Annotated in this window: 21 protein-coding genes; 18 read left to right on the forward strand and 3 right to left on the reverse strand. The window is 35.4% G+C overall.

Annotation, left to right across the window (positions count from 1 at the left end; genetic code table 11):
• Positions 1 to 20: 20 nt before the first annotated feature.
• Positions 21 to 2,201 carry a ribonuclease R gene (gene rnr / locus FK004_RS04510; protein ID WP_108736187.1) on the reverse strand — a complete coding sequence of 727 codons (2,181 nt, stop codon included), beginning with the start codon at positions 2,199 to 2,201 and terminating at the stop codon, positions 21 to 23.
• 176 nt (positions 2,202 to 2,377) lie between these two features.
• Between rnr and FK004_RS04515 the strand changes: the two genes are divergently transcribed.
• From FK004_RS04515 to FK004_RS04530, 4 genes are all read left to right on the forward strand, one after another.
• On the forward strand, positions 2,378 to 2,617 hold the full coding sequence (locus tag FK004_RS04515; protein WP_108736188.1) for a putative signal transducing protein: 240 nt from the start codon (positions 2,378 to 2,380) through the stop codon (positions 2,615 to 2,617).
• Between the two features lie 761 nt (positions 2,618 to 3,378).
• The gene (gene rpiB / locus FK004_RS04520; RefSeq protein ID WP_108736189.1) at positions 3,379 to 3,810 is read left to right on the forward strand and encodes a ribose 5-phosphate isomerase B; all 432 of its coding nucleotides are present in this window, start codon (positions 3,379 to 3,381) and stop codon (positions 3,808 to 3,810) included.
• A 33-nt stretch (positions 3,811 to 3,843) separates the two neighbouring features.
• Entirely contained in the window at positions 3,844 to 4,434 is a 591-nt protein-coding gene (locus FK004_RS04525; RefSeq protein WP_157956030.1) for a hypothetical protein, read from the forward strand.
• 235 nt (positions 4,435 to 4,669) lie between these two features.
• Positions 4,670 to 6,793 (forward strand): Tex family protein, encoded by a 2,124-nt coding sequence (locus FK004_RS04530; protein ID WP_108736191.1) that lies wholly within the window; start codon positions 4,670 to 4,672, stop codon positions 6,791 to 6,793.
• Between the two features lie 63 nt (positions 6,794 to 6,856).
• Here FK004_RS04530 and tatA read toward each other — a convergent pair whose 3' ends face one another.
• Complete coding sequence (tatA, locus tag FK004_RS04535; protein WP_108736192.1) at positions 6,857 to 7,066, reverse strand: twin-arginine translocase TatA/TatE family subunit; 210 nt, start codon at positions 7,064 to 7,066, stop codon at positions 6,857 to 6,859.
• Positions 7,067 to 7,246: 180 nt separating this feature from the next.
• Between tatA and FK004_RS04540 the strand changes: the two genes are divergently transcribed.
• From FK004_RS04540 to FK004_RS04595, 11 genes are all read left to right on the forward strand, one after another.
• Positions 7,247 to 8,110, forward strand: coding sequence for a M23 family metallopeptidase (locus FK004_RS04540; protein ID WP_108736193.1), 864 nt, complete (start codon positions 7,247 to 7,249; stop codon positions 8,108 to 8,110).
• A gap of 66 nt (positions 8,111 to 8,176) precedes the next feature.
• Positions 8,177 to 9,667 carry a GH3 family acyl-acid amido synthetase gene (locus FK004_RS04545; protein WP_108736194.1) on the forward strand — a complete coding sequence of 497 codons (1,491 nt, stop codon included), beginning with the start codon at positions 8,177 to 8,179 and terminating at the stop codon, positions 9,665 to 9,667.
• Between the two features lie 252 nt (positions 9,668 to 9,919).
• Positions 9,920 to 11,614 (forward strand): DUF6909 family protein, encoded by a 1,695-nt coding sequence (locus FK004_RS04550; protein ID WP_108736195.1) that lies wholly within the window; start codon positions 9,920 to 9,922, stop codon positions 11,612 to 11,614.
• Between the two features lie 9 nt (positions 11,615 to 11,623).
• A complete protein-coding gene (locus FK004_RS04555) occupies positions 11,624 to 12,607 on the forward strand; it encodes a hypothetical protein (RefSeq protein ID WP_108736196.1) in 984 nt (327 codons plus the stop codon).
• 39 nt (positions 12,608 to 12,646) lie between these two features.
• Complete coding sequence (gene wecB / locus FK004_RS04560) at positions 12,647 to 13,789, forward strand: non-hydrolyzing UDP-N-acetylglucosamine 2-epimerase (protein WP_108736197.1); 1,143 nt, start codon at positions 12,647 to 12,649, stop codon at positions 13,787 to 13,789.
• A 35-nt stretch (positions 13,790 to 13,824) separates the two neighbouring features.
• The gene (locus tag FK004_RS04565; RefSeq protein ID WP_108736198.1) at positions 13,825 to 14,451 is read left to right on the forward strand and encodes a polysaccharide biosynthesis protein; all 627 of its coding nucleotides are present in this window, start codon (positions 13,825 to 13,827) and stop codon (positions 14,449 to 14,451) included.
• The gene (locus FK004_RS04570; protein WP_227871668.1) at positions 14,421 to 15,131 is read left to right on the forward strand and encodes an MATE family efflux transporter; all 711 of its coding nucleotides are present in this window, start codon (positions 14,421 to 14,423) and stop codon (positions 15,129 to 15,131) included. The genes FK004_RS04565 and FK004_RS04570 overlap by 31 nt, the downstream gene beginning before the upstream one ends.
• Before the next feature lie 21 nt (positions 15,132 to 15,152).
• Positions 15,153 to 16,172, forward strand: a complete 1,020-nt coding sequence (locus FK004_RS04575; RefSeq protein ID WP_108736200.1) for a glycosyltransferase family protein — start codon at positions 15,153 to 15,155, stop codon at positions 16,170 to 16,172.
• Positions 16,173 to 16,528: 356 nt separating this feature from the next.
• Complete coding sequence (locus FK004_RS04585; RefSeq protein WP_108736202.1) at positions 16,529 to 17,269, forward strand: hypothetical protein; 741 nt, start codon at positions 16,529 to 16,531, stop codon at positions 17,267 to 17,269.
• Between the two features lie 55 nt (positions 17,270 to 17,324).
• Positions 17,325 to 18,539 carry an O-antigen ligase family protein gene (locus FK004_RS04590; protein WP_227871669.1) on the forward strand — a complete coding sequence of 405 codons (1,215 nt, stop codon included), beginning with the start codon at positions 17,325 to 17,327 and terminating at the stop codon, positions 18,537 to 18,539.
• Between the two features lies 1 nt (position 18,540).
• The gene (locus tag FK004_RS04595) at positions 18,541 to 19,599 is read left to right on the forward strand and encodes a hypothetical protein (protein ID WP_108736204.1); all 1,059 of its coding nucleotides are present in this window, start codon (positions 18,541 to 18,543) and stop codon (positions 19,597 to 19,599) included.
• Between the two features lie 37 nt (positions 19,600 to 19,636).
• Here FK004_RS04595 and FK004_RS04600 read toward each other — a convergent pair whose 3' ends face one another.
• Positions 19,637 to 20,713 (reverse strand): glycosyltransferase, encoded by a 1,077-nt coding sequence (locus FK004_RS04600; protein ID WP_108736205.1) that lies wholly within the window; start codon positions 20,711 to 20,713, stop codon positions 19,637 to 19,639.
• A gap of 282 nt (positions 20,714 to 20,995) precedes the next feature.
• Here FK004_RS04600 and FK004_RS04605 point away from each other — a divergent pair, with 282 nt between their 5' ends.
• From FK004_RS04605 to FK004_RS04615, 3 genes are read left to right on the forward strand one after another with little or no spacing between them, the layout of a single operon-like run.
• Positions 20,996 to 21,979 carry a UDP-glucuronic acid decarboxylase family protein gene (locus tag FK004_RS04605; RefSeq protein WP_108738749.1) on the forward strand — a complete coding sequence of 328 codons (984 nt, stop codon included), beginning with the start codon at positions 20,996 to 20,998 and terminating at the stop codon, positions 21,977 to 21,979.
• Entirely contained in the window at positions 21,979 to 23,331 is a 1,353-nt protein-coding gene (locus tag FK004_RS04610) for an undecaprenyl-phosphate glucose phosphotransferase (protein WP_108736206.1), read from the forward strand. Before FK004_RS04605 ends, FK004_RS04610 begins: the two co-directional genes overlap by 1 nt.
• A 2-nt stretch (positions 23,332 to 23,333) precedes the next feature.
• A complete protein-coding gene (locus FK004_RS04615; RefSeq protein WP_108736207.1) occupies positions 23,334 to 24,107 on the forward strand; it encodes a glycosyltransferase family 2 protein in 774 nt (257 codons plus the stop codon).
• Positions 24,108 to 24,147 lie beyond the last annotated feature (40 nt).

Raw genomic sequence — 24,147 nt, forward strand, 5'->3', positions numbered from 1 at the left:
AAATAAGACATTAGAACGTACTATTCATTTTTACGTATGAAACTGAAATCCAGTTGTTTCTTCACTAAATCAGCATTTTTTACCTTTACAATTACTTCATCCCCAAGCTGTAAAATATTCCCGGAAACTTCTCCAACCAAAGCATATTGCTTGTCATCGAATGTGTAATAGTCATCTTTAATTTCACGGATACGGCACATACCTTCACATTTATTGGAAACGATTTCAACATAGATTCCCCATTCGGTAACCCCTGAAATAACCCCAACAAATTCTTCGTTTTGATGATCCTGCATGTATTTCACCTGCATGTACTTGATAGAATCCCGCTCTGCACTTGTCGCTAAATTTTCCATATTGGAAGCATGCACACATTTTTCTTCATATACCTCCTGGTCTACAGATTTTCCACCATCCAGATAGTATTGCAATAGACGGTGCACCATAACATCAGGATAACGACGGATCGGAGAGGTAAAGTGAGAATAATAATCAAAGGCAAGACCATAATGGCCTATGTTTTCCGTAGAATATTTCGCTTTACTCATCGTACGAATTGTAAGCGTATCCACTAAATTTTGTTCTTTTTTACCCTGAACTGCTGTCAAAAGGCTGTTCAGTGATTTTGAAATATCCCCTTTAGTTTTGAAATTAATGGAATACCCGAATTTTGAAATAACAGTTTGTAAATTGATCAGTTTATCTTCATTAGGCTCATCGTGAATACGATAGACAAATGTTTTCTTTTGCTTACCAATGTATTCTGCTACTTTTTTATTGGCTAACAGCATGAATTCTTCAATCAGGTGATTGGCATCTTTTGATGTTTTAAAGTACACACCGGTAGGTTCGCCTTCCTCATTCAGATTGAATTTTACTTCTACTTTATCAAATGAGATCGCACCATCGGCCATTCTTTTTCTCCTGAAGATTTTAGCAAGCTCATCGAGTTTCAAGGTAGCAGCTACAATTTCATCCGGCACTACATAGGCAGCTCCAGTAATTGAAATCTCTTCCGGGATAGTATTGTCTTTGGTTTCTATGATATACTGTGCTTCCTCATACGCAAACCGCTGATCGGAATAAATAACTGTTCTTCCAAACCATTGATTTACCAGTTTGGCATCATTTGTAATCTCAAACACTGCCGAAAAAGTATATTTTTCTTCATTCGGACGAAGAGAACAAGCAAAATTTGATAGTACTTCAGGTAACATCGGTACCACACGATCCACTAAATAAACAGAAGTTCCACGTTGGTACGCTTCTTCATCCAGTATCGTTCCTTCCTGCAGGTAATAGGAAACATCGGCAATATGGATCCCAATTTCATAGTTGCCATTTTCTAATTTTTTAAAGGAAAGGGCATCATCAAAATCTTTAGCATCCTTAGGGTCAATCGTAAACGTTAGTGTATCACGCATGTCCCGGCGGTTCGCTATCTCAGAAGCTTCGATAGAAGTATCAATCTTTTGTGCATAGGCTTCCACTTCAACAGGGAAATCATACGGGAGGCCGTATTCTGCTAATATTGCATGGATTTCAGTATTGTGTTCTCCTGGTTTTCCAAGTACTTTGATAACGGTACCAAATGGGCTATCGGCTTTTGCTGGCCAGTCTTCAATGTGAACCAGTACCACGTCACCGTTTTCTGCTTCCCCATATTTCTCTTTCGGAATAAAGATATCCGTATACATTTTTGGATTTGCCGTAGAGACAAAAGCAAAATTTTTCTGGATGTCAATAACTCCTACGAAGTCCGTTTTCTTACGTTCAATGATTTCAATTACCTCACCTTCAGGCTTTTTGCCTCTTCTTCGGTTGTACACATAAATTTTAACCTTATCGCCATCGAGTGCTTTGTTCAGGTTATTGGTCGGAATGAACACATCATCTTCAAAATCAGGCGATACAAAATAAGCCGTTTTGCGGCTTGTCATATCAATAGTGCCTTCATAATAATCTGGGCTATTGACAGTAAGGCTATATTTTCCAGGCTCTGTTTCGTCTATGCTTTTTTTGGAAGATAGTAGTTTCAGGTCTTTAATAATCTGATTCCTACTTTGGGTATCATCAACTTCAAGCTTAGCAGCTATCTGTTTATAATTAAATACTTTATTGGGACTTTGTGATAGTATTTTTAAAATTTTTTCTGTAAAATCTGTATGTTTCTTTACAGGTTTTCTTAGTTTCTTACTCATATTTCTTTTCTAATAATTCTTAAAATTACAAAATTGTTGGCAGTTTACGATAACATTGGGGACTTTTAAACAAATAATAACCTTTTGGCAATGATTTTGAGAGCATAGCAAAATAAATTAGGTAAATTTATATCCATAGGATCAACAAATATCCGCACTAATACTCAACTCAACGTATGGAAGATTTTATTACAGTTGCTATTTTCAATTACCCCCATGAGATAACCATACTAAAACACTTATTAACTGATTCCGGTATTGTTTACTTTTTTGAAAATGAAACGATGTCAAGTATTGTCCCGATGTATTCCCAGGCCTTTGGCGGAATCAAACTGAAAGTCCATCCCAACGATCTCGAAACCGTTACTGAAATCCTCGATCAATTCAACAGGAATAACCATCTCAAAATTGTATAATCTCAGACGTTACTTTATTTTTTTTCTTTTCATTTTCATAGTTGTTAACATTCATTAAAATAATAAAAAAGAAAAGATTTAAAATTAAATTTTTTTAATGGGTATTATAGCTTGTTAATAAGGCCTAAAACTTTCCTGAAAAAGACACTGATTTATAGTTTTGCTTTTTTATATAGGGTTGTTAACATAGTTTTAGAACTTTAAACCTTTCATTTCTAAGGTTTTTTAAAAGGTTATTCACAACTGTTGATAACCTATTTACTATAAAAATCTTTAATAAGTTTACTTGTTAATTACTGTTAACAACACAACCGAAGCTGCTGATAACTTTTCTAAAAATTCACCAAACTAAATTAGGTTTATAAGTTTGCATTTTGGATTACATTTTTTTCCGATACAACCAAAAAATACTTTCTATATTCTATCTGAAGTTATGAACAGTATTTGTTAATTTACAATTCATTCAAAATGAGACATTTAGTATTCATTGTTAACATCTATATTTTTTAACATTTAGAATCAAATATATGCAATGATAATCAGCCACTTACAAACGTCTTTTTTTACAAATAACTGAGTAGCAGCACTTATAAAAAATAAGTTAAATTCAGTAGGTTACTAACTATTAAGTTTTAACAGTATACCTATAATAGAATGTATAGTGGAATGCTAAAAGCTGCAAAATTAATTCTTTATTTGTTTTGTGACAGAATATATAATTCATTTAATAAATTTGTACACACAACTTAAAAATAACGATAATGAAAATTTCTATTGGTAACGACCATGCAGGTCCGGAATACAAAAAAGCTATTGTGGCAATGCTTACAGCAAAAGGGCATGAAGTTTTAAACCATGGTACAGATTCCGAAGCCAGTGTGGACTATCCTGATTTTGGGCATCCTGTTGCGGAAGATGTAACTTCCGGAAGAGCAGATTTAGGTATTGTAATCTGTGGCAGTGGAAATGGCATTGCTATGACTGTTAATAAACACCAGGGCATTCGTGCGGCATTATGCTGGAATAAAGAAATAGCAGCTTTGGCCAAATTACACAATGATGCCAATATCATCAGTATCCCGGCACGTTTTACATCTATTCATCAGGCTGTAGAAATGGTGGAAACATTTTTAGCTACTGAATTTGAAGGAGGAAGACACCAGGCTCGTGTTGATAAAATTGCATGTTCCTAATAGTAAACCGATTTATATTTTAACTACGGTATAATGAAAAGACCTCTCAAAATGCTGAAAACTGTTCTTGTGTGTTTGTTAGTAAACTTTGCTGCTCATGCACAACAGCCTAAAGATTATTTCAAGCTACCATCACTATTATTGAAAAATACAGAGTACAAATTGAGTTTTAGTACACATCCTGAGGGTGAATACTACAAACAGGAGTACCTCGCAGCTGGTGAAGATCCGGCGCGTTTTAAAACAATGGTATGGATTGATGTGATTCGATCCGGTATGACCCTGGAACGTATCGTAGAAATAAAAACGGCAGAACTGCAAAAAAGGAAAAAAACAGATAAACTCTGTAATTATAAAATTCTGGATAACGAAGAAACCGGAGAATACCTCATTGAATTTTTAATGAGCGCTAAAACTGCGGATAATGTGGATATCATAGAATGGAATGCTTACCGCTATAAAGGAACGATTGATAGGAATGGTAAAAAAGGCATTATGCTTTTTGCGATGAGCAAAAGAGCTTATGGAAAAGAAGTACCGGCTTTTATGGAAACACTTAAAAAAGAACGAGGCAATTATACCGCTATTATTGGAGATGCCTTAATTCCTAAAATAAGACTCTAAAAATAGCAAGTCCAAATCTATCCTATAACCCTCGCAACTGTGAGGGTTTTTTATGGCCGGTAGTGCCTGTATTGATATAATTTTATGAGACGCTGTTTGTTGTAATTATTGAAAAAAATAATTTAAGTCCTGCGTTCATAATTGTACATTTGGGTGGAGTATGGAAAGCAAAATTCCAAAATCACAACAATTTGATTTACAGTAATTATAATGTAATTGCATAATATAGGTATACATGAACAATATTGATTTTATTTCAAAACAGGTACCAACAGCAGTGGGCAACATACAAAATACCCTACAGCTTTTTTCGGAAGATTGTACGATTCCATTTATTGCACGCTACCGAAAAGACAGGACGGGAAATCTGGATGAAGTGGTTATCGAACAAATTTATAAACTGCAAAAGGAATATGATATCCTGACCAAGCGTAAGGAGGCTATTTTGAAATCGATTACCGAGCGAGGTAGCCTGACAGAGGAGTTAGGCCGTAAGATCCAGGCGAGTTTTGATTTGAATGAACTGGAAGATTTTTACCTGCCTTTTAAAAAGAAGAAAAAAACAAAAGCCGATACTGCCCGTGAAAATGGTTTGGAACCGTTGGCTAAAATTATAATGTCACAAAATGGAGATGATCTGGATCATGCAGCGGCACGTTATATAAATGATACAGTAGTCAATGAGGATGAAGCCCTGCAGGGAGCACGTGATATCGTGGCAGAATGGATCAATGAAAATAGCTACGTCCGTAAACAGCTCCGAAGGCTCTATCAAAGAAAAGCTTCGGTAACAACTAAAGTTGTGAAAGCAGCATTGGAAGAAGAAAAAGCCAAAAAATTCGAACAGTACTTCGATTGGTCTGAAGGGTTGCAACGCGCGCCATCCCACCGGTTGTTAGCAATGTTCCGTGCGGAAAACGAAGGCTATATCAAGCTGAAAGTTGCAGTTGAAAAAGAAGAAGCCCTGGAACTTATTACACAGGTCATTGTAAAAAATCCTAAAAATAAATCTGTACATCTGGAGCAAGCGATGGAAGACAGTTACAAACGACTGTTAGTTCCTGCGATTACGAATGAAGTGCTACAGGAAGCCAAGGCCAAAGCCGATGCAACGGCCATACAGGTTTTTGCCGGAAATTTAGGGCAGTTGTTATTAGCACCTCCTTTGGGTGAAAAGCGAATCCTGGCCATTGACCCTGGATTTCGTACAGGATGTAAAGTAGTCTGCCTGGATGAAAAAGGAGATTTACTCTATAATGAAACGATTTTCCCACATGCCCCTCAAAATGAGACTGCTATGGCAATGAAGAAAATCCGTTCGATGGTAAATTCCTATAAGATCGACGCTATTTCCATAGGAAACGGAACGGCGTCAAGGGAAACGGAATTCTTTATCAAGAAAATAGCTTTTGATAAACCGCTACAGGTATTTGTGGTAAGCGAAGCCGGAGCCTCCATTTACTCTGCTTCAAAAATTGCCCGGGACGAATTTCCAAATTATGATATCACAGTGCGTGGTGCGGTTTCCATTGGTCGCCGTTTGTCTGACCCTTTAGCAGAACTTGTTAAGATCGATGCCAAATCCATTGGTGTAGGACAATACCAGCACGATGTCGACCAAAACCTGCTAAAAGGCGAATTGGATACCGTAGTAATGCGTTGTGTTAATGCAGTGGGTATTAATATCAATACTGCTAGCAAGTCGCTGTTGAGCTATGTTTCTGGTATTGGAGAAAAAATGGCCGAAAACATTGTTACTTACCGTTCGGAAAACGGAGCTTTTGAAGATCGGAAACAGCTTAAGAAAGTTCCAAGGCTGGGGGAGAAAGCCTACCAGCAGGCCGCAGCATTTATACGGATTACCAATGGTAAAAACCCGTTGGATAATTCGGCAGTACATCCGGAAGCGTATAAAATTGTTGAAAAAATGGCGAAGGACCTCAAGATTTCGTTATCAGAGCTTATTGGAAATAAGGAAAAGATCGCACAAATAAAGATTGCAGAGTATTGTACGCCTGAAATCGGGTTACTGACATTGAAAGACATTGTCAAGGAGTTGGAAAAACCAGGACTGGATCCGAGAAAATCAGCCAAAGTATTTGAATTTGACAGTAGCGTAAAGACGATTAAAGACCTGAGAACCGGTATGGTGTTGCCTGGAATTGTAAATAATATTACCAATTTTGGATGCTTTGTCGATGTTGGTATCAAGGAAAGCGGACTTGTTCATATCTCGCAGCTAAAAGAAGGCTTTGTTTCGGATGTAAACGAAGTGGTAAAACTCCATCAGCACGTTCAGGTAAAAGTTACCGAAGTGGATGAGGACAAGAAAAGAATACAGTTGAGTATGATTCTTTAAAGCATGAAAAAATTACCAGGAATTAGAAAACTCCTGGTAATTTTTTTGATTAACTAGAAAAAATTATAATTTATTCTCGTCTTTATTTTGAGAATGCGCTGACGTAGGAGGAGTATCTTCTTTGGTAGCATTTTTAAACTCCTTCATCCCATTTCCTAATCCTTTCATTAATTCCGGAATTTTCTTACCTCCAAAAAGTAATAAAATTACTATAGCGATCAGAATCCATTCTGATCCACCAATAATTCCTAAAAATACGTTTAATGCAGTCATAATTTATCGTTTAATAATTTTACAAATATACGAAGAAAATGGACTGCTGGTTTTTATATGAGTTTTTTTTGCAATACAAAAACGTTAAAATATACTAAATAAAATACCCGTTTCTTAAATACCGAAAGAATAAAGTACTTCCTGTCAACAATTCCTATATTTGTGGATTAAAATAATGCAATGCCTGAAAAAAGACTTAAAAGACAGTTGATTAAGAAAAAACTACTCGACAAGAACCGATTAGTTATACTGAACGAGGATACTTTTGAAGAAATTTTTTCTCTGAAATTAACCCTGATGAATGTGTTTGTTGTCATTACAGGATCCACCATTTTCCTGATTGCCATCACCACTTATATTATTGCTTTTACCCCATTGCGGGAATATATTCCGGGTTATGCCTCCTCCAAATTGAAAAAAGAAGCCACAGAACTGGCTATAAAATCCGATTCACTCGAATTGGTATTACAGCAGAATGATGCCTATATAACATCGATAAAAAAGGTACTTACCGGGGAGCTGGAACTGGCTAAGTATGACAAGGATTCCATTATTGCCGCAGAAAAAAATGCCGCAGTCAGCTTTAAAAAATCAGAAGCCGATTCGTTATTGCGCCAGCAGGTGGCACAGGAAGATAAATACAATCTTTTTGAAAATGCAAAACCAAAAGTATCGTTGGTACTTTTTCCTCCTGTAAAAGGACACATTTCTCAAAAATACGACCCAAAGGAAAAACATTATGCGGTAGACATTGCCCTGGCCAAAAATACCCCGATAAAAGCTATCGCTGGGGGGACCGTTTTATTTTCGGACTGGACGCCTACCAATGGCAATGTTATTATTATTCGCCATAATGATGGAATTATCTCTGTTTACAAACATTGTGAATCGGTGACCAAAGAACAGGGTGATATTGTAAGGACCGGGGAGGTAATTGCCATAGCAGGTTCCACAGGGGAACAATCTACAGGCATACACCTGCATTTTGAATTATGGAAAGACGGATACCCTATTAATCCTACGAATTTTATTAATTTTGAATAGCGGTATGCTCTTACATCACATTGCTACTAATTTAAACGTTGTGATCACGTTCCAATTCTTTATAAAATGTCAATAAAATCATATTCTGCTAAACTGTTCGCTGCTCTTATTTATAATAAGACCCAAAAATGGGCACAGCATCCGGTGGAAACGCAGCAAAAAGTATTGGAGATGCTTATTTCTGAAGCTAAAGATACGGTGTTTGGGAAGGATCACTATTTTGATGCCATCAGGTCCCATGCAGATTTTGTACAGCGTGTCCCGGTTCGGGATTATGAAGCGTTAAAACCGTATGTAGAGCGTGTGGTAAAAGGGGAAGAAAATATCCTTTGGAAAGGGAAACCGTTATATTTTGCTAAAACTTCGGGCACGACTTCGGGAGCCAAATACATTCCGTTGACCAAAGAATCAATGCCTTACCATGTCGAAGCCGCCCGGAATGCAATATTGCATTATATACATGAAACCGGGAAGTCCGATTTTGTAGATGGTAAAATGATATTTCTGCAGGGAAGCCCAATCTTGGAAGAAAAAAACGGGATTAAATTCGGGAGACTTTCAGGAATCGTAGCTCATTTTGTTCCAAAATACCTGCAAAAAAACAGACTCCCAAGCTGGGAAACCAATTGTATTGAAGACTGGGAAACCAAAGTGGATGCTATTGTGGCCGAAACATACGATCAGGATATGTCCATTATTTCCGGGATTCCGTCCTGGGTACAAATGTATTTTGAAAAATTAAAGCAAAAAGGAAATAAACCGGTAGGCGAAATTTTTAAAAATTTCAACCTGTTTATCTATGGTGGGGTCAATTATGAACCGTATCGTGCTAAATTTGAAAACCTGATTGGAAGAAAGGTGGACAGTATTGAACTCTTTCCGGCATCGGAAGGATTTTTTGCTTATCAAGATTCGCAGCACGAAAAAGGGATGTTACTGCTTTTGGATTCCGGAATTTTCTATGAGTTTATCAAGGCATCGGAATTTTTTGATGCAGCTGCTAAGCGTTATACGATAGGAGGAGTGGAACTGAATGTGAATTATGTACTGATCATTTCTACCAACGCCGGACTTTGGGGTTATAATATCGGGGATACAATCCAGTTTACGTCACTCGCACCCTACCGGATTATCGTATCAGGCAGGATCAAACATTATATTTCTGCTTTTGGAGAGCATGTGATTGGGAAAGAGGTGGAAGCAGCACTGAAAGAAGCCATGGAAAACACCAACATACGGGTGAATGAGTTTACAGTAGCCCCGCAGATTACGCCTGAGACAGGATTACCGTACCATGAATGGTTTATTGAATTTGAAAATGAACCGGAAAACATGGCTGATTTCGCCTTAAAGATAGAGAATGCCATGCGCAGGCAAAATGTCTATTATGATGATCTTATTGTAGGGAATGTTTTGCAAACGCTTGTGATTTCAAAAGTAGTACAAAATGGTTTTCAGAACTATATGAAAGGCATTGGGAAACTGGGCGGGCAAAATAAAATACCAAGATTGGCCAATGATCGTACTATTGCGGATAAATTGATTGTAATACCGTAAAAACATAGAGTATAGTACTATAAATATATAACCAATTGTATGCTTTGATACCCGGGAATAAAGACGCTTACAAATTAATAACAGTTAGATTATCATATAATAACATACATTCTGAAATTGATCCGTACGGAAACGGGGATAAACAATTTCACACTTAACAAAATCCATAAAAATAGTATAGATTTGCATATTATTTTATACCATTACCATACCTTTTAAGGTAATGTTTTAGCATAAAAACAAAAAGAGATTATGACAGAGACCAGAAATATAATACGTTCAAGAGCCCAGGAATCTTCTGCGGCCATAGAGAGATTGTACATTACTATGCGACACCTATTCAATCGTGGTTTTTATAAACCCATGGGAATATCCGGTGATACGCTACGGGAAGCACTATTGCAGTTGCGTCCGGAAATATATGGCTCCATAGATGGAGAAAAAGTAGAATTAAGCGGTTTATTGTACGTGATTGAACGGTTACCCGTTGGGATTGAAGAATGCCGTTTTATTAACCTGACTTCGGATGAAGGGTATTCGAAATCACATTTTAAAGCGATTGTACCTCCAAAACGGAAGCGCAACTGTTACCGTATTGATGATGAGCAGATGAACGTGGAAATTACCAGGGGACGTTCGGATATCTATGATATCCTGACCCACCTGACGTTTATTTTTATAGAATCACATAAGATAAAAGACCGTGTTTTACTGGATGAAAACAATAATGAAGTAACTCGCGACTGGCAAAAGCTGGAGCAGGCTGCTTTATTGGACAAGAAACTGCCTCTTATTGAAAGAGAAAAAGCAATTTCGCATGCGGCCAATGTACTTGGGAGAAGTTTCGAGGAAGTGATGGAAATTTACGATGATTTCGGAACTACAGAAAAACCTGATCGTTTTCTGCATGTAATTTACTGGTTGGGAAAACTGGCCATAGAGGAAGTAATTGACAACAACAAACGCACCATTACGTTTAGCCCGATTTTAAGGGAACGTCTTGGGCACCATATCCACGGTGAAATTTGGGCGACTAATATCAAAAAAGTATTAAAGAAACACCATTTACTGGAACGCCCAATCCATATTATCAGTGCCAACATGCACAGTGTAATGAATTCGATTTATGCGACACATGTATTAAAAACACAATTGAAAGATAAGCCGGACTTTTACATCTATGAAGAACTTAGTAAATCCGGTAATGATAAAGTACGGGCCAAGGTGGAAGATTTTGCGTTGAAAAACGGAATGATTTCAATACCGGATACTTCAGGAACCAACATTGACGTACAGATTTTCGATACTGCACTTATAGACATTAGTAAATCTGCTTTTCCATCCGCTCAGTTCAGCGAGGAAAAGCCCGTTATTATTGTCATGGATTATGCTTTTGGAGAACAGGCTTTTGAAACGATCGATGAGCTTTTAAAGCCCTATCATGAAACCAAGGATAAAAAGTCACACATCAATGTGCAATCGGTATCCATTATGGGGAAAGCCGGAATCCTGGAAGGAGGTAAAGGTGATATTATGATTCCATCAGCACATATCAATGAAGGAACAGCCGATAATTATCCTTTCGAAAACGAACTAACTGCAGCAATGTTTGAAGGTAACGATATTGCTGTTTTTGCAGGCCCAATGGTGACGGTTTTAGGTACTTCCCTGCAAAACAAAGATTTATTGAAATTTTTTAAGGATTCTACGTGGAATGTCATAGGTTTGGAGATGGAAGGCGCTTACTATCAGAAAGCCATCCAGTCGGCTTCAAAAATCAGGAACAGCATCCCAAAAGGAGTGAAAGTACGGTATGCATATTATGCTTCAGATAACCCGCTGGAAACTGGAAGTACGCTGGCATCCGGAGGTTTAGGGACAACCGGGGTAAAGCCGACTTATTTGATTACCATAAAGATTTTAGAACAGATATTCAACGTAAAATAGTATTTCATAATGCAAACCAATCCACAGTATTCCGATAATCCGGAAATCGATTTAACACAGATTTCAAGAATGATGGGTCGTTTATCAGACCGTTTTGCTGGGTGGATTTATAAGTGTATGCTTTTTGTAAAAAGAAACATTGTAGCCTTAATTCTATTATTGATTATTGGATTGGTGGCTGGTTATTTTATGGATAGGGAAAAAACGGCTTACAATCAGGATATTATTGTAAAGCCTAATTTTAAAAGTACGGATTATTTGTATGCTAAAATCAATCTTTTGGATTCTAAAATTAGAGAGAATGATACCGTTTTTTTTAAAAAAATTGGTGTGCTCCAGAGTTCCAAAATAATAAGTATAAAAATAGAACCCATCGTAGATGTTTATGACTTTGTAGAAGATAATCCTCAAAATCTGGAAGTCCTGAAACTGATGGCTGATGGGAATGATATTAAGAAAGTTTTAGTAGATAAAAATACCAGTAAAAATTATAAAAATCATCTGATCAGGATCCAAACCAAAGATAGAATCTCACATAGTGATTTTATTCAGCCAATTTTGGAATACCTTAACGAAAGTGTTTTTTATAAAGAAATTCAAACAATATCGATTCAGAATTTAAAGACTGAAATTGCTCAGAATGATATAACAATTGCTCAAATTGATGGAATTCTGAATAGCTATTCTATTGCAGGACCTAATAAAGCAAGCGATAAATTGATGTATTATAACGAGAATACACAACTTAGCGAGGTACTAAAAAATAAAGAAAACCTGGTTAAGGAAAATGGTAAAGCGAAAATAGAGCTTTTATCCAGTGATGAGATTGTTAAAGAAAATAACAGTACATTAAATCAAAAAAATAATACCCGTATTTATCGTGAAAGAATCATTATTTTGCCTATTGTATTAATTTGCATCTTTTTATTAGCATGTTATAGCATAGCCTTTTACAAGAGACAAAGGGTAAAATTCGAAAACAGATTATTATAGATAGTAATTTTAATAAATGACTATTGAATTGTAATTATTATGAGTAAAAAAATACTTTTTGTTTTCGGAACACGGCCTGAAGGCATAAAAATGGCGCCTGTCATCAAAGCCTTCCAAAAAGAAGCTACTATTGAAACTACAGTATGTGTTACCGGTCAGCATAGAGAAATGTTAGATCAGGTTTTGGAGTTTTTTCAGATTATACCTGATTATGATTTGAATGTAATGAAGGAGGAGCAAACACTATATTCTTTAACAGCTATAATCATTACCAAATTAAAGGATGTGCTGGAAGAATACCGGCCAGATTATGTATTCGTCCATGGAGATACTACTACGGCAATGGCGGCCTCAATTGCTGCTTTTTATTTTGGAACTAAAATAGGCCATATTGAGGCGGGATTACGGACTTTCAATAATCGTTCACCATTTCCAGAGGAAGCAAATAGGCGGATTACAAGTGTAATTGCAGACTACCATTTTGCTCCAACGCTTACTTCAAAGAATAATTTACTATCAGAGAATATAAATCCGGATACCATAGTAGTTACTGGTAATACTGTTATTGATGCTTTATTTGAGAGTTTATCAATAATAGAAGCCGGTGAATTTCCTGAGATTGAAACTCTAAAAACAAAAATTCCTGTAGATGCGTCTATTATTTTAGTTACAGGACACAGGAGAGAGAATCATGTAGGAGGTTTTATAAGAATATGTGAGGCATTAAAAGAAATTGCTTTAAAGAATCCCGATATGATATTGGTTTATCCGGTCCATCTTAATCCGAACGTAAAAAATACAGTATATAAAATCCTATCAGGAATTTCAAATATATATTTAATGGCGCCACTCAATTATCCAGCATTTGTATGGCTCATGAATCGATCAAAATTAATTATTACAGATAGTGGAGGTGTCCAGGAAGAAGCACCAAGTTTAGGGAAGCCAGTGTTGGTAATGCGTGATACTACTGAAAGGCCAGAAGCAGTATTGGCTGGGACGGTGATATTGGTAGGGACAGAAAGTGATAAAATTGTCAGCCAAACTCAAAAATTAATAGATAATCCTGATTTTTATAACGAGATGAGTACTTTACATAATCCCTATGGAGATGGTAAAGCCAGCGCAAAAATTGTCGCTTTTATAAAAGAAAATATAGCAATGCAAAATTGTATCGTTTAAGATTAAAATTTCTACTGAATTACAGATAAATCAAAATGAGTATATACGATAAAGTAGTGTCTTCCCTACAAAATAAAATGCTTCGGCAAAGTATTTATACATTTATGCTTAGGGTATTTGGAGTAATTATTTTTTTTGGTTTCATGTTATTTATTACACGAAATTATAGTGCGGATAGGGTAGGTGAATTTGAATTTGTAAGGATGTTTATGCTTGTTACCGGTAGTATATGCTTACTTGGAACAGATATATCAATATTATATTTTTCAGGTAGATTTAAGGCATTGCAGAGTTTTCATTCTATTAGAGCCGTATATTTTAAAATGGTAAAATTAATTTTATCAATAGCCTTATCCATTTTACTCATTTATGTGCTTGTAATCCCTCAGGAATTTATTAATAATTTTTTTGGTGATACGGCCATTTATGGGTTATTACTGAAATGTCTTATTTTTTTGCCGGTATACATACTCACTTTGTTTAATACCGAAATGTTTCGTGCTATTGATAAAGCTATTTTAGCAGAGCTTTTTAGGAATACATTTAAATATATTCCAGTAATTATAGGAGGAATTCTACTGTTCAGTTATAGAGGGATCTTAAATTTGTTGATTTTTATATTTATGGTTTCGTGGTATTGGCTGCAATTTCCTTTATTTTGATATTCTATTTTCTTAACCGGATTAAAACCAGCAATACAAACGAAAATGTACCCGTAAAAGAGATTGTAAGATTATCATTGCCTATGGGAGTGAGTAACGTGATTATGTACTTATTATTAAGTATTGATATATTTATATTAAAAAAGTATTTTGGTAATCAGGCAGTAGCACATTATTCGGTGGCACTTAAAATTATCACTATATTATCCATGATAATTTTAAGCGCTACAATCAATATATCTCCAAAAATTTCTGAATTATATAATTCTAAAAAATTTTTGGAATTAGAGGCTTTGTGTAGGAAAACAGCAAAGATAATATTCAGTGTTAATGTCGTTATAAGTGTTCTTTTAGGGCTGTTCATAAAACAGGTATTGTTGTTTTTTGGACCAGAGTATTTAGCCATACAAAACGTATTTTTTGTACTGTTGTTTTCACAGTTATTTTGTTCTGTTTTTGGCGTAGTCCCTGTGTATTTAAATATGACCGAAAGATCCAGGATATTTCAAAAAATATTATTGATTACTTTGAGTATTAATACTGCTTTGAATTGTATCTTAATACCGTTGTATGGAGCTATGGGCGCAGCAATTGTATTTACTTCCAGCGTGGTATTCTGGAATATTTGCGTTGTCATTTACGTGTATAAAAAAGATCGGATTAAACTTTATTTTAATTAATCTATTAAGTAGTAAGCCATAATGAAAATCATATTTTATTTGCCTCCTAAAAGTATCAATGATGCTACTTTTTATTATACAAGATTAATTAAAAAAGCATTTAATGAGCTGGGCTTTAAGGTTACTATTTATGAAACACCTTCATTTAAGTCAACTAAAGAGGATATAATATTTACAATTCGTGTACGGGATTTTATAAAAGTTTTTTTTCGTTTTCAAAGGGGTACGTTATGTAATTGGTTTCAGGGATTAGGTCCGGAAGAATATGTAATGATACATGGGAAAAGTTTGAAAACAAAAATGATTTACTATTTCTTTACAACTATGGAATGGATCGTTTTACAGCAAAGTACATTGAATTTTTTTGTTTCTGAAAAAATGGTGGAGCATTATAAAACAAAATATAGGGTGTCCCAAACAAACGGTTGTATTATCCCCTGTTACAATAAAATGCTTAATCAACAATTATTCGATCGGGAAAAAAAAGCACTTAGTTTTGTATTTGCAGGCGCGTTATATTCCTGGCAATGTTTTGAAAAAACATTAGAAATTTATAAAAAAATTCAAACCAAACTTCCGGCGGCTCATTTGACAGTTCTTACTAAGGATATTGAGCAGGCTAAAGCGCTGTTGTCAGAAAAAAGCATCGTCAATAGTAGTGTTTATTATGTATCCTTAGAAAATTTAGATACAGAGCTCAGTAAATTTAAATATGGTTTTATAATTCGGGAAAATGACATTGTAAATAATGTTTCTACGCCTACAAAAATGAATTCCTATTTATCGGTGGGACTGATCCCTATTTATACTGATGTAATAGATTCTTTTGAAAAAAATATTGCTCTTGGGACGTATGCTATCAAATTAAGCTATAGTGCACCTATTGATGAGATGGTAGATAGGATTATAGAACATAATACCATAAGAATAGATTATAAGGCTTTTTATGAGCGATGTTTAAGTATTTTTAATCAGTATTATGATGATGGGTATAATGTGGAAAAAATAAAAAAAGCCATTCAAAAGGTATTGATAAAATAGAGTAGTAATTCGGCACTGGAAAACAAGAAGATGATAATTTTAAAGAATAAATTTATTTTTCATTTACTCATAGGTATTTGCCTTTTTTTGGGGATAGTATTGCCTTTTGTTTTGAGTAGTAAATTTTACTATGATGCTAATATGATTGTGGCAGATGTCCATAATGAAAAAGGTTTTATTGGTAGTTATCCGATATCTATGATGTTTTATAGTGTGACGCGTTTAGGCAAATTACCCTATTCACTTGTTGCGATTATCCAATTGCCTATTATTTATTATCTTATAAAAAAAATAGGTATCCCAAAAGACTTTTATTTATTAACGATAAAAAATGCGATCGTATTCTTTTCTTTTTGATGTTGGCAATTTTCATCGGGCAACCGTCTAAGGAATTTTTCACTTTTATTTTTACGGTAATTATCCTGATGATTTTAACCCGTAACTATTTTACATTCAATGTATCATTGATGCTGGTGTTTTTGTTATTGGTGTTTTTTGGAGTCCTGTTTCGTCCTTATTTTGTTTTAATACCAATTATTGCTGTTGGGATGTATTTTGTGACTTTTATACGTTTTGGAAGAAAAAACATCACTACTATTTTTTATGGAATTTTAATAGCTGTTTTTTTATCCTTAAGCCATGGGATCATTAATGGGAAACATTTTTCGGAAAGTACCAGAGAAGGACTCAATCTGGAGCGTTTAGGCGCTGCAGATGCCAACTCGATGATCGTATCTCCCGTTAGCACAACTACCTGGTATGGGGAGACGATAGGTATTTTTTATGGTTTTTTTACAGTTAATTTACCTTTAAATGGGCTGAAACATATTTTTTCACCTCAAATTATTGCTTTTATAATTTGGCAATTACTGCTATTCTGGATTCTGTTGGTACAGTTTTCTAAATGTCTTAAAGACAAGAAAAAATATAAAAATGAATTATGGGTTCTTTTAATATTGTTCTCTTATTTTATTGTTCAGGGAGTATTCGAGCCAGATTTAGGTTCTGCAGTACGTCATAAAATTGGAATGTTCCCATTAATCTATTATGCTTTGTACTATGAAGATTTCAGAAAAGCACTTCGCAAGACTATTTAATATACTGCTGTTACTGATTGCTGTAACTATGATTTTCAGGAAACAATGTACCTGGATGATCATTCTGTTTGTCGTATGCTGCCTTATATTCAGACGAAAACTTAATTTTCAACGGGAATCTATTATTTTCGGATTGATTATAGCTGCTCCATTCCTTCTTGAAATTCTTTTTTTCTGGAATAATAGTTCTCTATCTGGCGGTCTCAAATCCGCTGAAAAATCAATTTCATTGTTGTTATTTCCATTATTCATAATAGGGAATTATAAATACATTGATTATAAGTGGATTATAAATTATTATAGCAAAATAATGGTACTGCTATTGGTATTGCTGCTGCTTAGATTTGTGATTTTGTATCCGGATATGATCGATAAATACAGGAATGGTATCCATTTGTGGGAGATGGGTTATGTATTCAGCAACAGTTTTGGTAATCATGCACCTGCACTAAATATGCATTTGGCATTCGTAGCCATCCTTAATTTTTATTTAGTCTTGCAATCTTTTCATAATAATAGGGGAAGCGCATATAAAATAATGGAAATGCTGTTTCTTATTGTATCAATATTCTTTATTTTACTGGTAAATACCCGTATGGCTTTATTCAATATGGGAGCAGGATTTGGAATCGTTATTATTTACGAAATTCAACGTAGGCATAATTTTAAAAAAGTGTTGAAAACTGCGGGCTTGATGATGATTTTAGCATCAATTCTATTCTTTTTCTTTGTCAAAAATGATCCTTATATGAAGGAAAAATATTCAAAAGTTACTTTTGCCCATATGGATAAAATTGGGCGTTTGGATGAAATTGATCACCCGGAAATAAATGTGTTTAACTCTCTGGTTACAAGAGTTTCAATCTGGAAGTCAGGTTGGGAATTAGGAGTTCAAAATCTTCCATTTGGCGTAGGAGCCTCAGATGGGAAAAAAGAATTAGTACACTATTTTAAAGAAACGAATCAGGTTTTTCTGGCGAAATATGAATTTCCAATGCACAACCAATTTTTAGATTTTTTCTTGAAATATGGTATCGCAGGATTTTTTGTAGTAGCGCTCTATATTTTTACAATTGGTTATTTGGGATTTTCAGCTAAAAGTGGTGTAACAGTAGCATTTTTTCTCTTGTTTTTTACCTCCAATTTAACCGATGATTTTCTAATACGTTTTGATGGAATTGCTTTTAGTGGATTTTGGTTTTCTTTATTTACAGTAAACTGGTTGCAACAAAAGGAATTGCATCATAAGAATAATACTAAGTTACAATAGTATGAGCGTAAGGTATACAGTCATCTCGCTACTGATTTTTATAGTAGTAATATGCGGTTGTAATAGTAGTTCGGCAGTATATGGCTCCAAAACGGTAGACAGGGAATTAGAAAATAATGATACCATCCGAATGCTTTGGAATAATAGGCTGACAAAAAAATCATGGATATTTCTCAATCAGGACACGGGCTTAATTTTTGAGAAAGCAAGTCATTTGGAGGAAGCCCATGAAGTAGGAAATCCAGGGAATGTCTGGCCTTATAAATACAGTTGTAGTAATGGGGATACCATATCGGCCAGTAATAAAGCAGCACCTTCTGTAAAAGCAGTATCATGGAATTATAGCGAAAACCAGTGGCGAAAAAACCCGGGATATGAGATAAGCATCAATAGGGACAAATCAAGAGTAATTAATCCTATTGAATTCTTATTTAAAAACAATGCTAAAAAGGCTGTTGATAGTGACTTATTAAGAGAAATAGGCCTTGTTTTTGATCATTGGCCAGAACGGTTCAGGGATGGCAGTTGGAACGATGGACTATGGTCATTTCGAAAAGGATACAGAATAGCAGAATTTTCAGAGATAAGGCCTCTTCTAAAGGTCAAAATGGATAATTATAGTGCTCCAATATTAGCAGCTGAGGGTAGGGGAGCCTACATTTCAGTAGATTTTAGATTTGCTTATTATGATGAAGGCGGCAAAATTATTCGCAGTGATTTAATTGGAGTAGTCTTTGCTAATTTTTTTAACCTTGATTTTAATTTAAACCCTAATGATGCTATTTTTTGGCAGGATTTTATTAGTGATCCTACATCCAGAAGAATCCTCTTAAGTGCTGAAAAACTCGGATTTGATTTTTTAGGCAGCAGTCGTTCAGACAACGAATATCGTACCATTACATTTGATTACATACCGCTTATAAAAGAGTATCTCCCGGAACCACCAGAAGGCTATACTTTTGATGATGCAATTGTCCGGGGATTGGATATTTACTCAGGATCAAGAGGAACGGATATTTCCTTTTGGCTAAAAGATGTTCAACTTAATGGGATGCCCTAACAAGCAATTTTTGAAAATGGATACAAGTACTCAAGTACTAATGTTTATAAATCGAAACCAGCTTTCTAAAATTTTTATCTTTATCGAACACTTGTTGACAACGGCGAAAGCCATTATTGCCTAAGAGTATTCGTTTCTGTAGCTCTTTTAATTGCTCAAAATAGTTTTCCAGTTCAGCAGGAGAATCAAACAGAAAACCGGTTTCATTGGGAATAACGATATCTTTATTACCAATCACATTGGTCGCGACAACTGGTTTTCGCAGTGCCATTCCTTCTAAAACAGCAATTGGAAGGCCTTCCCATAAAGAAGTCTGAAGGTAAATATCTAAAGTATTTAATTCTTTCATAATATCATTTTGGTTTAAAAACCAACCGGTTACAATGATATTTTTTGCAGTGAGCAGACTTCTTAAATCACCATCTCCAATCCATACAAATTGAAACTGAGGAAATAAAGTGGCAATACGATTGAACAGTTCAGGGTCTTTTTGCGCTGTAATCCGGCCTACAATTCCAATTCTAAGTACAGGATTCAAAACAGGATTGTAAAAATGCTGCAGTTCATTAATAGAGATACCGTTTCGGACCAATACAGACTTACCTAGCTGTTTTGCAATTTCATATTCGGTATCACCACAGGCAATGGTAGTTCCACCAAAAATCCATTGACTATATTTTTCAATAGCTTGATATATTTTTTTGTGTAAGGGCGAAATATCGACTCTCAGGAAAGAATAACCATGAGGAGTGTAAAAAAGCTTTTTTTTGTCGAACAGTAGAAAATGTGCAGCCCTTCCTAATACGCCGGCTTTAGAAGAATGAAGATGGATAGCATCAGGATTTATTTCTTTTAAAACTTTTCTAAGTTTTAGTATTGATTTTAAATCTTTAAATATCGAAAACTCCCGAACCATTGGGACTTCAATGAGTTTTACATTTTTGGAAAAGTCTTCAGTTATTTTTGAAGGGTCTATTTCTTTCCGGTTACCGCTATAAATAATATAAGTTTCCAAGTCGTCAGCAGGTCCGTTTTCCCCGAAGAAAAAGGACAAATCTTTAAAATAAGTATAAACACCGCCGCCTAAGGCTTCAATAACATGGACAACTCTCAAAATGATCTTATTTGGGCAACAAAAATACGCAAAAGCAAATACAGTTCTTTGTATTTTTTGAGTGCTATGGTTAAATTATTATATTTTGTGCAGTATTAAGAAGCTGTTATTTTTTGATGAAGAATTTGTTTTTATTTGAAAATCAGGCATTATAATAAACAATTTGCAGGAATTAATTGGATTAATTAATTATAAGGTTACTTTTGGCAAATGAAATAGGAATTTACTTTTTTAGAAAAAAAAACGATACTATTTTTACAGGATCATTAGAAGGGCATGAATATGAAAAGAATACTAATAACCGGAGCAGCAGGATTTTTAGGATCCCATTTATGCGACAGGTTTATCAAAGAAGGTTATTTTGTGATTGGCATGGATAATCTGATTACAGGAGCTTTAAAGAATATTGAGCACTTGTTTAAATTGGAGAATTTTGAATTTTACCATCACGATATTACCAAATTTGTACACGTGCCCGGTGATTTGGATTATATTCTTCATTTTGCTTCCCCAGCCAGTCCCATAGATTATCTTAAAATTCCTATTCAGACGCTGAAAGTTGGTTCCTTGGGAACCCATAATCTTTTGGGCCTTGCGCGTGTCAAGCAAGCAAGGATATTGATTGCATCTACTTCAGAAGTATATGGAGATCCTTTAGTGCATCCCCAAACAGAGAATTATTATGGCAATGTAAATACCATCGGACCTAGAGGAGTGTATGACGAAGCCAAGCGTTTCCAGGAATCTATTACAATGGCCTACCATCGCTTTCATGGCGTAGAAACCCGTATTGTTCGTATTTTTAATACTTATGGCCCCAGAATGAGGCTCAATGACGGTCGTGTAATTCCAGCTTTTATTGGTCAGGCCTTACGGGGAGAAAACCTGACTATTTTTGGTGACGGCATGCAAACACGATCTTTTTGTTATGTAGATGATCAGGTCGAAGGTATTTACCGCTTATTGCTTAGTGATTATGTGGAACCAGTCAACATTGGTAATCCGGATGAAATTACGATCAGGGATTTTGCAGAAGAGATTATAAAATTGACCGGTACAGAACAAAAAGTAGTATACCATCCACTTCCAGTAAACGATCCGCTGCAACGACAGCCCGATACTACATTGGCCAAACAACTATTAGGGTGGGAGGCAAAGGTTAGCAGGGCAGATGGGATGAAAATTACATATGAATTTTTTAAGAATCTTTCTCCTGAGGAGTTGCTGAATGAAAATCATAAAGACTTTTCAAAATATATAAATTAGTGGCAAAAAAGACAGGCAGGTATTCGGGATACATCAGGCCCTTTTCATATTGCATTGATTTACTTAGTATCAATGTACTATCATTTGTGCTATTGCCTTCGGTATTTCATACACTGCTTCACACTGTTTTTATTTCACTTGCATGGGTCATTATTGCGACTAATATTGGCTTTTATGAAGTATACCGCTATACCAAAGTAGTGGCGATTTTAAATAAATTACTAAAACAGTTTGCCCTTTTTACGATACTTTGCTTTGCTTTTTCCGGCTGGTATACCAAGTATTCCGAATCGCAGGTAATTCTGTATTTTACAATAGCTGCTATCAGCCTTGTTGCGCTGATAAAATTGTTTATTTATTATTTTCTAAGAAAGTTCAGGGTACTTTTTGGCGGGAACTTTCGGCAGGTTGTTATTGTAGGAAATGGAAAAAGTGTAGACCAGTTGCAGGAATTTTTTAATGATAATCCGGATTATGGCTATAAGCTCGTTCGTGTTTTTGACTTTAAAGTAGAAAAAGAAGAACAGATTAATGAGTATTTTTCGTTTGTATTATCCACTCAGATTGATGAAATCTATTGTTCATTAGCCGATCTCAATAGCAACCAGATCAATGAATTTATTGATTTTACCGATAATAATCTTAAAATTCTGAAATTCTTACCGGATACCAAGGAGGTTTTTTCCCGTAATTTATCCTATGATTATTATGATTATATTCCCGTGATCTCCATGCGGAATATTCCATTGGATGAAACGATAAACAAAATTTTAAAACGCACTTTTGATATTATTTTCTCACTACTTGTAATACTCGGCGTGCTTTCATGGTTAATCCCAATATTGGCACTCTTTATAAAAGTAGAAACCAAAGGCCCTGTTTTCTTTAAGCAAAAGCGAAATGGATTGAATTATAAAGAATTTTACTGCTATAAGTTCCGTTCTATGGAACCCAATGCACTTGCAGATCTGCATCAGGTGACAAAGGGCGATACGCGAATTACGAAAGTAGGCCGTTTCATTCGGAAAACCAGTATTGATGAGCTACCGCAGTTTTTTAATGTACTGCTGGGCGAAATGTCTGTTGTTGGGCCAAGGCCCCATATGGTCAGCCATACCGAAATGTATGCCCGTAGTATTGATAAGTTCATGGTGCGCCATTTTATAAAACCCGGAATTACCGGATTGGCACAGACCAAAGGATTCCGTGGCGAGGTAGAGAATGATAAGGATATTATTTTCCGGGTAAAATATGATATTTTCTATCTGGAGAACTGGTCTATTTTGTTGGACCTAAAAATCGTATTCCTGACACTCTATAATGCAATCAAAGGAGAAGCAAAAGCCTATTAGTCATGAAGTTCCCTCTTGTCTCTATCATCACTCCCGCCTATAATTCTGAAAAGTTTATTGATCAGGCCATCCAATCGGTACAGCAGCAAACTTTTTCGGATTGGGAAATGATTTTGGTGAATGATGGTTCTTCAGATCATACCCAGGAGATTATAGAAAAATGGAGGCTACAGGATCCCCGAATCAAACTGCTTACACTTTCAAAAAATTCAGGAACGGGTGTAGCACGAAATAAGGGGCTTGAAAAAGCAACCGGTCGGTACATTGCCTTTTTGGATGCTGATGATCTCTGGACCCCGGAAAAGCTGCAAAAACAATTGGATTTCATGGTAGCCCGAAACATTCCTTTTACTTTTTCCTTTTACCAACAGATTGACGAAGATGGCAACGATTTACAAAAGATCGTAACAGCCCCCAATCCATTATCCTATACGCAATTATTGTATTGTAATTATGTTGGGAACCTTACCGGGATTTATGACACTGATTTTTTCGGTAAAATTGATATTTCCAGGTTCAGGAAAAGGCAGGATTGGATAGTATGGCTGACGATTGTAAAACGATTGAAAATCGTTCATCCCGTGCCGGAAGTGCTTGCACAATACAGGGTGAGGCAACATTCGATTTCAGCTTCCAAGATCGAATTAGTAAAGCACAATTACAAAGTATATCGGAATTTTCATCAAATGCCGGTATTAATTGCTTTCTTGGCCATGATCCGGTTCTTGATTACACAGTTGGTACTGAAACCGCGATACATTACCCGAAAAAAGTAACGCTAAATTGTGCAATACCGACAACAGGTTGGTTACAATG

The organism is Flavobacterium kingsejongi (genome assembly GCF_003076475.1).
Taxonomy (GTDB): Bacteria; Bacteroidota; Bacteroidia; order Flavobacteriales; family Flavobacteriaceae; genus Flavobacterium; species Flavobacterium kingsejongi.

Excerpts from the sequence above, each read along its gene's own strand:
- rnr (WP_108736187.1), bottom strand. The coding sequence starts at position 2,201 with ATGAGTAAGAAACTAAGAAAACCTGTAAAGAAACATACAGATTTTACA.
- FK004_RS04515 (WP_108736188.1), top strand. The coding sequence starts at position 2,378 with ATGGAAGATTTTATTACAGTTGCTATTTTCAATTACCCCCATGAGATA.
- rpiB (WP_108736189.1), top strand. The coding sequence starts at position 3,379 with ATGAAAATTTCTATTGGTAACGACCATGCAGGTCCGGAATACAAAAAA.
- FK004_RS04525 (WP_157956030.1), top strand. The coding sequence starts at position 3,844 with ATGAAAAGACCTCTCAAAATGCTGAAAACTGTTCTTGTGTGTTTGTTA.
- FK004_RS04530 (WP_108736191.1), top strand. The coding sequence starts at position 4,670 with ATGAACAATATTGATTTTATTTCAAAACAGGTACCAACAGCAGTGGGC.
- tatA (WP_108736192.1), bottom strand. The coding sequence starts at position 7,066 with ATGACTGCATTAAACGTATTTTTAGGAATTATTGGTGGATCAGAATGG.
- FK004_RS04540 (WP_108736193.1), top strand. The coding sequence starts at position 7,247 with ATGCCTGAAAAAAGACTTAAAAGACAGTTGATTAAGAAAAAACTACTC.
- FK004_RS04545 (WP_108736194.1), top strand. The coding sequence starts at position 8,177 with ATGTCAATAAAATCATATTCTGCTAAACTGTTCGCTGCTCTTATTTAT.
- FK004_RS04550 (WP_108736195.1), top strand. The coding sequence starts at position 9,920 with ATGACAGAGACCAGAAATATAATACGTTCAAGAGCCCAGGAATCTTCT.
- FK004_RS04555 (WP_108736196.1), top strand. The coding sequence starts at position 11,624 with ATGCAAACCAATCCACAGTATTCCGATAATCCGGAAATCGATTTAACA.
- wecB (WP_108736197.1), top strand. The coding sequence starts at position 12,647 with ATGAGTAAAAAAATACTTTTTGTTTTCGGAACACGGCCTGAAGGCATA.
- FK004_RS04565 (WP_108736198.1), top strand. The coding sequence starts at position 13,825 with ATGAGTATATACGATAAAGTAGTGTCTTCCCTACAAAATAAAATGCTT.
- FK004_RS04575 (WP_108736200.1), top strand. The coding sequence starts at position 15,153 with ATGAAAATCATATTTTATTTGCCTCCTAAAAGTATCAATGATGCTACT.
- FK004_RS04585 (WP_108736202.1), top strand. The coding sequence starts at position 16,529 with ATGTTGGCAATTTTCATCGGGCAACCGTCTAAGGAATTTTTCACTTTT.
- FK004_RS04590 (WP_227871669.1), top strand. The coding sequence starts at position 17,325 with ATGATCATTCTGTTTGTCGTATGCTGCCTTATATTCAGACGAAAACTT.
- FK004_RS04595 (WP_108736204.1), top strand. The coding sequence starts at position 18,541 with ATGAGCGTAAGGTATACAGTCATCTCGCTACTGATTTTTATAGTAGTA.
- FK004_RS04605 (WP_108738749.1), top strand. The coding sequence starts at position 20,996 with ATGAAAAGAATACTAATAACCGGAGCAGCAGGATTTTTAGGATCCCAT.
- FK004_RS04615 (WP_108736207.1), top strand. The coding sequence starts at position 23,334 with ATGAAGTTCCCTCTTGTCTCTATCATCACTCCCGCCTATAATTCTGAA.